Raw genomic sequence first — 9,348 nt, 5'->3', positions numbered from 1 at the left:
TGACGAAGTCAGACCCAAACCAGGAGCAAGACCCCTTGGTTACTTGGGGGTCTTTTCCAAGTAACCCGGCGAAGCCGGAACGCTTCTGCCGTTAGGCAGAACAAACGAACGCACATTCAACGCAATGTTGGATAAGTACGCAGAAGAACGAGCAAACAATCCGCCGTTCTCGGCGAACTCAGCGGCAGCCGAACTCTCAGTCGATATAGATCATCTTCTTGCTCATACCACCATCCACCACAAACTCCTGCCCGGTCACGAACCCGGAGTTCTTCGACAGCAGCCAGGCCACCGTCGCCGCGACGTCCTCCACCGTCCCTACCCTGCCCGCCGGGTGCTGCGCATGATCGGCATCACTCAAAGGCTCGGCACGCCGCGCCGAAGGATCACGAGCATCGATCCAGCCTGGGCTCACCGCATTGACCCGCACCTGCGGTCCAAGGCTCATCGCAAGGGCGTGAGTCAGCGCCAGCAAGCCACCCTTGCTCGCCGCATACGCCTCGGTATCAGGCTCCGATTGCCGCGCACGGGTCGAACTCAGGTTGACGATACTGCCGCCGTGGGCACGCAAGTACGGCGCGCAATGCTTGGCCAGCAGCATCGGCCCGGTCAGATTGACTGAAAGCACACGATTCCAGTGCGACAGATCCAGGCTCTCCAGCACCGTGTTGCGTGGATCGGCCACCGCCGCATTGCACACCAGCGCGTCGAGCCGGCCAAACAGACCGAGCACCTCGGCCACGCCCTTGGCCACCTGCTCTTCGCTGGCGACGTCCATGGCGATGAACGAGGCGTTTTCGCCCAACACCGTGGCCACCGTTTCGCCCCGCTGCCGATCCACGTCGGTCAGCACAACCTGCCAGCCTTCGGTGATCAGCCACGCGGCGATGCCCAGACCGATGCCGCGGGCAGCACCGGTGACCAGCGCGACCCGGCCGTTATGCACGCTCGCGGCGTCCATTGCGTACTCAGTCACAGTCGTTACTCACAACGCAGCCAGGCCACGCGCCAGATCGGCCTTGAGGTCGGCAGCGTCTTCCAGGCCCACCGCGATGCGGATCAGGCTGTCGCGGATACCGGCCGCTTCACGCTCCTGCGGCGACAGGCGTCCGTGGGACGTGGTGCCAGGATGCGTGATGGTGGTCTTGGTGTCGCCCAGGTTGGCGGTGATCGAAATCAGGCGGGTGGCGTCGATGAAGCGCCAGGCGCCGTCTTTGCCGCCTTTGACTTCGAAACTCACCACCGCGCCGAAACCCTTCTGCTGACGCTTGGCCAGTTCGTGCTGCGGGTGGCTTTCGAGGCCGGCGTAATGCACCTTCTCGATGCCGTCCTGCTGCTCCAGCCATTGCGCCAGTTCAAGGGCGTTCTGGCAGTGGGCGCGCATGCGGATGTTCAGGGTTTCCAGGCCCTTGAGGAACAGCCAGGCGTTGAACGGGCTCAGGCTCGGGCCTGCGGTACGCAGGAAGCCGACGACTTCCTTCATCTGCTCGCTGCGACCCACGACCACGCCGCCCATGGCGCGGCCCTGACCGTCGATGAACTTGGTCGCCGAGTGCACGACGATGTCCGCGCCCAGGCGCAGCGGCTGCTGCAAGGCCGGGGTGCAGAAGCAGTTGTCCACCACCAGCATCGCGCCCTTGGCGTGGGCGATTTCGGCCAGTGCGGCGATGTCGACCAGCTCGGCCAGCGGGTTGGACGGCGACTCGACGAACAGCAGTTTGGTGTTGGGCTTGATCGCCGCATCCCAGCCCGACAGTTCGGCCAGCGCGACGTAATCGACCTGCACACCGAAGCGCTTGAAGTACTTCTCGAACAGGCTGATGGTCGAACCGAACACGCTTTTGGACACCAGCACGTGATCGCCGGCGCTGCACAGGCTCATCACGGTGGCGAGAATCGCCGACATGCCGGTGGAGGTCGCCACCGCCTGCTCACCGCCTTCCAGCGCGGCGATGCGCTCTTCGAACGAGTGCACGGTCGGGTTGGTGTAGCGCGAATAGACGTTGCCCGGTTGCTCACCGGCAAAGGTGGCCGCCGCGTCAGCCGCAGTGCGGAACACGTAGCTGGAGGTGAAAAACAGTGGATCGCTGTGTTCGCTCTCCGGCGTACGGTGCTGGCCAGCCCGCACGGCGAGGGTGTCGAAACCCACGCCGTCCAGGTCGCTGTCCAGTCGTCCGGCATCCCATTGCTGAGTCATGCCGTCTGCTCCTTATGTCTGAATTAGTTGTTGTACAGATCGATGATCGCACTTACCGCCTGATTCTTGACCTTGGAGGCATCGTTGCGCGCCTGCTCGATCTTGTTCAGGTAATGCTCGTCGATATCACCGGTCACGTACTTGCCGTCGAAGACCGAGCAATCGAAGTTATCGATCTTGATCTTCTTGCTGCCGCTGACCGCCTCGATCAGGTCGTTCAGATCCTGATAGACCAGCCAGTCGGCACCGATGAGGTCGGCCACGTCCTGGGTGGTACGGTTGTGAGCGATCAGCTCGTGAGCACTCGGCATGTCGATGCCGTAGACGTTGGGGAAGCGCACGGCCGGGGCCGCGGAGCAGAAATACACGTTCTTGGCGCCGGCTTCGCGGGCCATCTGGATAATCTGCTTGCAGGTAGTGCCGCGCACGATGGAGTCGTCCACCAGCATCACGTTCTTGCCGCGGAATTCCAGCTCGATGGCATTGAGCTTCTGGCGCACGGATTTCTTGCGTGCCGCCTGGCCCGGCATGATGAAGGTACGGCCGATGTAACGGTTCTTGACGAAGCCTTCGCGGAATTTCACGCCCAGGTGGTTCGCCAGCTCCAGCGCGGCGGTGCGGCTGGTATCCGGGATCGGGATGACCACGTCGATGTCGTGATCAGGACGCTCGCGCAGGATCTTGTCGGCCAGCTTCTCGCCCATGCGTAGACGCGCCTTGTAGACGGAAATGCCATCAATGATCGAGTCCGGACGCGCCAGGTAGACGTGTTCGAAGATGCACGGCGCGTATTTCGGGTTGGCCGCGCACTGACGGGTGTGCAGTTTGCCGTCTTCGGTGATGTACACCGCTTCACCTGGCGCCAGGTCGCGGATCAGGGTGAAACCCAGCACGTCCAGGGACACGCTTTCGGAGGCGATCATGTACTCGACGCCCTCGTCGGTGTGGCGCTGGCCGAAGACGATCGGGCGGATGGCGTCCGGGTCGCGGAAGCCGACGATACCGTAGCCGGTGATCATGGCCACGACCGCGTAGCCGCCACGGCAGCGGTTATGCACGTCGGTGACGGCGGCGAAGATGTCTTCTTCGGTCGGCTGCAGCTTGCCGCGCACGGCCAGCTCGTGGGCGAACACGTTGAGCAGCACTTCGGAATCCGAGTTGGTGTTGACGTGGCGCAGATCCGATTCGTAGATCTCCTTGGCCAACTGCTCGACGTTGGTCAGGTTGCCGTTGTGCGCCAGCGTGATGCCGTACGGCGAGTTGACGTAGAACGGCTGGGCTTCGGCCGAAGTCGAGCTGCCCGCTGTTGGATAGCGTACGTGACCAATGCCCATGTGACCGACCAGGCGCTGCATATGGCGCTGCTGGAAGACGTCACGGACCAGACCGTTGTCCTTGCGCAGGAACAACTTGCCATCGTGGCTGGTCACGATACCGGCAGCGTCCTGGCCGCGGTGCTGGAGGACGGTGAGCGCGTCATACAGCGCCTGATTGACGTTCGACTTGCCGACGATACCGACGATGCCACACATGCGACACAACCCCTACTTAGTGGAACTGGATTTACCGATCACATCCTGCGGCGTTACCGACGGCAGGAGGTGATCCTTGAACGGGATATCAACGGGTACAGTGACCCCGCTGGCTAGCCACTTGCTGGACATCCCGAGAATCAGGTTTTTCGACCAGTCAGCGACCATGACAAATTGCGGGAGCAGCCTGGACTGCTGCCACCATTGATCCTGTTGTACCGGGCCCAGGCTCAGCAGCCCTACCGCTACGACGACCAGCAGGCCCCCGCGCGCGGCGCCGAAGACCATGCCCAGGAAACGATCGGTCCCGGACAGCCCGGTGACGCGAATCAGTTCCCCGATCAGAAAATTGACCATGGCGCCGACCAAGAGGGTGGCGACGAAAAGAATGGTACAGCCCGCAATGACGCGCGCCGAAGGTGTTTCGATGTAATTGACCAGATACTGGGCCAGCGAACCGCCAAACATCCAGGCAACAGCGCCTGCGATGATCCAGGTCAGCAAGGACAGCGCTTCCTTGACGAAGCCGCGCTTGAGACTGATCAAAGCGGAAATGACGACAATCGCGATGATTGCCCAGTCAACCGGAGTAAATGACACGTTGCAGCCTACAGACTGATGAGGCGGCGCATTTTAGCAGAGCGCACGCGCGGCGGTAAGCGCGGATTGCAGGTGTCGGGCAATAAAGGCGAACTATTGGACTTTGAAGCCGGGAATGAGGCGCGAGCCCCGTAGCAGCACGGCTTGCCGGCGGGCACTGGATCAGGCAGTGATGCATTGTCTGAGACACCGCCCCGCCGGCAAGCCGTGCTGCTACGGGAGCCTGGCAAGTCACGCCACCGAGGTGAGGCGACCATTCGCCAGCAAGCTGGCTCCCACTTGATCGAAGCCGCTGCGCGGTCTATCTCTTTTCCGGCACGAAACGCACGACGATGCCCTTGAGCTTCTGCTGCTTATCGAGCTGGTCACGCAGACGGTCGGCTTCGGCGCGTTCGATCACGGGGCCGACGAATACCCGGTTCACGCCATCGGAGGTGCGAATGTAGGCGTTGTAGCCCTGGGTGCGCAGGGTTTTCTGCAGGTTGTCGGCGTTGGCCCGATTGGACAGGCTGGCCACCTGCACCGCCCAGGTGATCGACAGACCATTGGCATCGACACGGCTTGGCTCTGCGGCGGGTGCAGCAGGGGCCGGAGCCGGGGTTGCCGGGGCTGGCTTGGCAGGTGCCGGAGCGGGCGCAGGCGCCGCTGCCGCCTTGGGCGCCGCAGCCGGTTTGGCCGGTGTCGGGGCTGGAGCAATGGGCATCGACGGCGGCTGATGGCTGACCACAGGCTGGCTGGGCTGGACTGGCTGCGCGAGTTCTTCGTCGGTCGGCACCGGTTCCTGAGGCAACGGCTGCTGCTCCGGAACGGCAACCGGATCGACCTTGACCTGCGGCACTACCGGCGCCTGCGGTGCGGCAGGCGCATCCACCTGCACATGGCGGGCTTCGTCCTGACGCGAAAACAGCATCGGCAGGAAGATCACCGCAATGGCGATCAACACCAGTGCACCGACCATGCGCTGCTTGTACGCCTTATCCAGCAAAGCCATGTGTCACTTCCTCCGTGACGTGCCAGCAAGCCATTCCAAGGCCTCGGCGACGCAATAAAAAGACCCGAACAGCACGATTTCATCGTCAGCGGTTGCCTGTGCGCACTGCGCCTCCAGGGCCAGCGCGACACTCGGATAGGACGTCACCCGAGCGCCAAGGTTCTGCAACGCCTGGGCGATTTCCTGCTCCGAACGGCTGCGCAGCGTCGGCAGCGGTGCGACCGCCCAGCTGGCGAAACTGCCGATCAGCTCGCTGAGCACGCCGTCCAGATCCTTGTCGCCGAGCAGGCCGAATACCGCCAGGCGCTTTCCAGCCACCGGGCGCTGACTCAGACGCTGCGCCAGAAACACCGCCGCGTGCGGGTTGTGGCCCACGTCCAGCAACAGGTTCAGGGGCTTGCCCTGCCACTCGAAGGTGCGACGATCCAGCCGGCCGGTCACGCGAGTGTCCAGCAGCGCAGTGCGAATCGCTTGCGCCTGCCACGGCAGGTCCATCAACAGATAGGCCTGCAGTGCCAGCGCGGCGTTCTGCATCGGCAGGTCCAGCAGCGGCAGGTCGCGCAGCTCGACGCGCTGGCCGTCCGAATTGGTGCCGTACCAGTGCCAGCCAGCTGCCTGCACGTCCAGATCGAAATCAAGGCCACGCACGGACAACGGGCAATTCAGCGCCTGGGCCTTGTCGAGCAACGGCTGCGGCGGGTCGATATCGCCGCAGAGCGCCGGGCGCCCTTCACGGAAGATGCCAGCCTTCTCGAACGCCACGGACTCGCGGGTATTGCCCAGCCACTCGGCATGATCCACGCCAATGCTGGTGACCAGCGCCATGTCGGCATCAATCAGGTTCACCGCATCCAGACGCCCGCCCAGGCCGACCTCCAGCACCACAGCATCCAGCGCCGCCTGCTCGAACAGCCAGAACGCCGCCAAGGTGCCCATTTCGAAGTAGGTCAGGGAAATGTCGCCACGGGCCTTCTCGATCACCTCGAAGGCCTGGCACAGCTGCGCGTCGGTGGCCTCGACGCCCTGCAGCTGGACCCGCTCGTTGTAGCGGACCAGATGCGGCGAGCTGTAGACGCCGACCTTGAGCCCTTGCGCCTGCAGCAGCGAAGCGACGAAGGCGCAGGTCGAACCCTTGCCATTGGTGCCGGTGACGGTAATGACGCGCGGGGCGGGGCGGCTCAGACCAGCCTGCCGCGCTACCTGTTGCGAACGCTCCAGCCCCATGTCGATGGCAGACGGATGCAGTTGCTCCAGGTAGCTGAGCCAGTCGCTCAGAGAGCGTGAGGTCATACGTTGGCCGGTGCTGGTGGAACGACGATTGGCTCGAGTTTCGGCGCAACGAATTTCGGCGTCGGCAGGCCCATCATCTGTGCCAGCAGGTTACCCAGGCGCTGACGCAGGTCCTGACGGGAAATGATCATGTCGATGGCACCGTGCTCCAGCAGGAACTCACTGCGCTGGAAGCCTTCCGGCAGTTTTTCGCGCACGGTCTGCTCGATCACGCGTGGGCCGGCGAAGCCGACCAGTGCCTTGGGCTCGGCGACGATCACGTCACCCAGCATCGCCAGGCTCGCCGACACACCGCCGTAGACCGGGTCGGTCAGCACGGAGATGAACGGCAGGCCTTCTTCGCGCAGACGCGCCAGCACGGCGGAGGTCTTGGCCATCTGCATCAGGGAAATCAGCGCTTCCTGCATGCGTGCGCCACCGGAAGCAGCGAAGCAGACCATCGGGCAGCGGTTTTCCAGCGCGTAGTTGGCGGCCTGGACGAAGCGCTCACCGACGATGGCACCCATGGAGCCACCCATGAAGGAGAATTCGAACGCGCTGCACACCACCGGCATGCCCAACAGGGTGCCGCTCATGGAGATCAGGGCGTCTTTCTCGCCGGTCTGCTTCTGCGCAGCGGTCAGGCGGTCCTTGTACTTCTTGCCGTCGCGGAATTTCAGGCGGTCGACCGGCTCCAGGTCCGCACCGATTTCCTGGCGGCCTTCAGCGTCCAGGAAGATGTCCAGGCGAGCACGTGCGCCGATGCGCATGTGATGGTTGCACTTGGGGCACACGTCCAGGGTCTTTTCCAGCTCCGGACGGTAAAGCACCGCCTCGCAGGACGGGCACTTGTGCCAGAGACCTTCAGGTACCGAGCTTTTCTTCACCTCGGAACGCATGATCGAAGGGATCAGTTTGTCTACCAACCAGTTGCTCATGCTTTCTTTCTCCAGTACCTACGGCTGTTGCGCGACGGTCGATGCCGTCGCCAGCCCTTAAACTAAATTCATCTGCAGATTCGCCGAACGCCCCGCAACGATCGACACATGTGCCTGACCTGCTGCTGCGCTACGTCGATACTGCCCTCGATTTCTTGCAGCGAGACGTACGGACGTCTTCGCGTATTCAATTTCTGGCCCGCCACTGACCTGAAAATGGCCTGATAAACAGTGGCCGCAGGCTAGTGGACGGCGACCGCCAGCCGGTCGTCACATCGACGAACAAGGCCGGCGGCAAAAAAACATCATGCCCCGTGAACCGCACTCATGAAGGCGCGGATCTTGTCGTGATCCTTGATGCCCTTGGACATTTCCACCCCGCCGCTGACATCCACCGCATACGGACGCACCTGGGCGATGGCCTGAGAGACGTTAGCCGATGTCAGCCCGCCTGCCAGAACAATGGGTTTGCTCAGGTGTTTTGGAATCAGTGCCCAGTCGAAAGTTTCGCCGGTGCCGCCCGGCACGCCGGCGACGAAGGTGTCCAGCAGAATGCCGCTGGCTTTTTCGTACAGTGCGCAACCGGCAGCGATGTCGTCACCGGCCTGCACGCGCAGGGCCTTGATCCACGGCCGGCCGTAGCCTTCACATTGTTCTGGGGTTTCATCGCCATGGAACTGGATCAGGTCCAGCGGGACCACTTCAAGCAGCGCCTTGAGCGCCTGGCGCTCGGCATTGACAAACAGCCCGACCGTGCTGATGAACGGCGGCAACTGGGCGATGATGCTCCGGGCCTGCTCGACCGTCACGGCCCGCGGACTCTTGGGGTAGAACACGAAACCGATGGCATCAGCTCCCGCCTCGACAGCGGCCAACGCATCTTCTATGCGGGTAATCCCGCAGATCTTGCTGCGAACGGCTGACATGTGGTGAAGGCCTCAGAGCGACGAAAGTCCCGGATGGTAGCAAAAGCTTGTGTAGGCGTCAGCCGTCCAGGTCCGAGAAACCTGTCAGAAAGTGCGGTCCGATGTAGCGCTCGGGCAGCGGAAACTCGTCTCGGTACTCGACCTGAACCAGATACAGCCCGAACGGATGCGCCGTCACGCCGCCAGTCCTGCGTACGCGGCTTTCCAGCACTTCGCGGGCCCACTCGATTGGCCGCTCTCCTGCGCCGATGGTCATCAGCACACCGGCGATGTTGCGCACCATGTGGTGCAGAAAAGCGTTGGCGCGGATGTCGAGCACGATCATCTTGCCGTGACGGGTCACCCGCAGATGGTGAAGTTGTTTGATCGGCGACTTGGCCTGGCACTGCCCGGCACGAAACGCACTGAAATCGTGGGTGCCGACCAGGTATTCAGCCGCCAGCGCCATGCGCTCGACGTCCAGCGGGCGGTGGTTCCAGGTGATTTCCTGGCCCAGATGCGCCGGGCGGATCTGATCGTTGTAGATCACGTAGCGATAACGGCGGGCGATGGCCTTGAAGCGCGCGTGAAAGTGCGCAGGCATCTCTTGGGCCCAGGTCACGCTGACATCATGGGGCAGGTTGATATTGGCGCCCATGGTCCAGGCCTTCATGCTGCGCACGGCCTTGGTGTCGAAATGCACCACCTGACCACAGGCGTGCACGCCCGCGTCGGTGCGCCCTGCGCACATCAGCGAGACCGGCGAATCGGCGACCTTGGACAGTGCGTCTTCCAGGGTTTCCTGAACGGTCAGCACACCTGTGTGCTGGCGCTGCCAGCCGCTGTAGCGCGAACCTTTGTATTCCACGCCCAACGCGATGCGGAAAAAGCCTTCGGCGGCCATTTCTTCTGCCGC

The 9,348-nt window shown here is 62.9% G+C and carries 8 protein-coding genes and 1 pseudogene; all 9 read right to left on the bottom strand.

The genetic code is table 11. The features are described from left to right. Positions 1-196: 196 nt before the first annotated feature. Positions 197-961, bottom strand: a complete 765-nt coding sequence (locus AC1MEK_RS24270; protein ID WP_480398809.1) for an SDR family oxidoreductase — start codon at positions 959-961, stop codon at positions 197-199. Between the two features lie 24 nt (positions 962-985). Further along, entirely contained in the window at positions 986-2,197 is a 1,212-nt protein-coding gene (locus AC1MEK_RS24265; RefSeq protein ID WP_480398808.1) for an O-succinylhomoserine sulfhydrylase, read from the bottom strand. Positions 2,198-2,220: 23 nt separating this feature from the next. After that, positions 2,221-3,729 carry an amidophosphoribosyltransferase gene (gene purF / locus AC1MEK_RS24260; protein WP_480398807.1) on the bottom strand — a complete coding sequence of 503 codons (1,509 nt, stop codon included), beginning with the start codon at positions 3,727-3,729 and terminating at the stop codon, positions 2,221-2,223. A 12-nt stretch (positions 3,730-3,741) separates the two neighbouring features. Continuing rightward, complete coding sequence (locus AC1MEK_RS24255; protein WP_480398806.1) at positions 3,742-4,329, bottom strand: CvpA family protein; 588 nt, start codon at positions 4,327-4,329, stop codon at positions 3,742-3,744. 301 nt (positions 4,330-4,630) lie between these two features. Beyond that, complete coding sequence (locus AC1MEK_RS24250) at positions 4,631-5,320, bottom strand: SPOR domain-containing protein (RefSeq protein WP_480398805.1); 690 nt, start codon at positions 5,318-5,320, stop codon at positions 4,631-4,633. Further along, positions 5,304-6,610: pseudogene (folC, locus tag AC1MEK_RS24245) on the bottom strand (bifunctional tetrahydrofolate synthase/dihydrofolate synthase). The gene AC1MEK_RS24250 and the pseudogene folC overlap by 17 nt, the downstream one beginning before the upstream one ends. Further along, positions 6,607-7,527, bottom strand: coding sequence for an acetyl-CoA carboxylase, carboxyltransferase subunit beta (gene accD / locus AC1MEK_RS24240; RefSeq protein WP_480398804.1), 921 nt, complete (start codon positions 7,525-7,527; stop codon positions 6,607-6,609). The pseudogene folC and the gene accD overlap by 4 nt, the downstream one beginning before the upstream one ends. A gap of 305 nt (positions 7,528-7,832) precedes the next feature. Continuing rightward, the gene (locus AC1MEK_RS24235) at positions 7,833-8,453 is read right to left on the bottom strand and encodes a phosphoribosylanthranilate isomerase (protein WP_480398803.1); all 621 of its coding nucleotides are present in this window, start codon (positions 8,451-8,453) and stop codon (positions 7,833-7,835) included. A gap of 58 nt (positions 8,454-8,511) precedes the next feature. Further along, a complete protein-coding gene (gene truA, locus AC1MEK_RS24230; protein WP_480398816.1) occupies positions 8,512-9,336 on the bottom strand; it encodes a tRNA pseudouridine(38-40) synthase TruA in 825 nt (274 codons plus the stop codon). Positions 9,337-9,348: the final 12 nt, after the last annotated feature.

It is taken from the genome of Pseudomonas sp. 2, assembly GCF_056627435.1.
This window is presented reverse-complemented; position numbering and strand designations above follow the sequence as displayed.